The 790-nt window shown below is 36.8% G+C and carries 1 protein-coding gene; it reads left to right on the forward strand.

All coding sequences use genetic code 11. The features are described from left to right. Positions 1–279: 279 nt before the first annotated feature. Positions 280–675, forward strand: coding sequence for a hypothetical protein (locus tag H5118_RS20965; RefSeq protein ID WP_182749995.1), 396 nt, complete (start codon positions 280–282; stop codon positions 673–675). Positions 676–790 lie beyond the last annotated feature (115 nt).

Genomic DNA, 790 nt, shown 5'->3' on the forward strand with positions numbered 1-790 from the left:
TTTTGTGAGACGATAGTTTAATTAGAGCTGATATAAGCATGCTTTAGACTTAAAGATGAAAAATCCCTTTAATAACAATTAGTAAAATCACCATCGGCTTGTTAAAATTTCACAAAGGAATTATGGGCTTACTCAAAGCTTATTTTAATTATGGAATAATTTACTAATGACTTTAGTTAAAAACACTATGCATCTTTTCTAATACTTAGCCTTATTACAGGCTGTTCAGCCTCTAGACACGCCATCATTGCCGGTGACTCTGAATTAACAGATGCCCAAGTGTGTCGAAACTACCTTAATGATAAAGATATCCTCGCTAAAACTTATACAGCCGGAAATACTGATGAAGCGAACTATATCTACGCACTTAACAGAGAAGTTAAATATAGAACACTCACTCAATACAAATGTGAGATATTAGCTGCACAAGACAGAAAAGAAATCGCTCAAGGCGTTGTTGCTGCTGTCGTTGCGGTAGGTGTTGTCGTTTTAGCTGTTGCTGCGGCAGGAGCTGGCGGGTCAAATAACTATTCTTCTGGTTATGCATGGGACCAGTTTTATGATGGCAACTACAACCTAGTCTGGCGCTGTCGAGATAAGTCTACGGGCCAACTTGCATATAACAGCGCTTGCTCTGGTCAATATCAAAATGACAATACATGGATTGGGAAGTAACTTTCCGATTAAACTTTATAAGCACAATATCTTAGTTCTACAATTAAAATTGTCAGTCACCACAAATAAGAACTAGCTTATTAACTCATTTATTATATGTGGCATATTTAAACCG

Origin of the sequence: Pseudoalteromonas sp. SR41-1 (assembly GCF_014164015.1) — a bacterium.
Taxonomy (GTDB): Bacteria; Pseudomonadota; Gammaproteobacteria; order Enterobacterales; family Alteromonadaceae; genus Pseudoalteromonas; species Pseudoalteromonas distincta.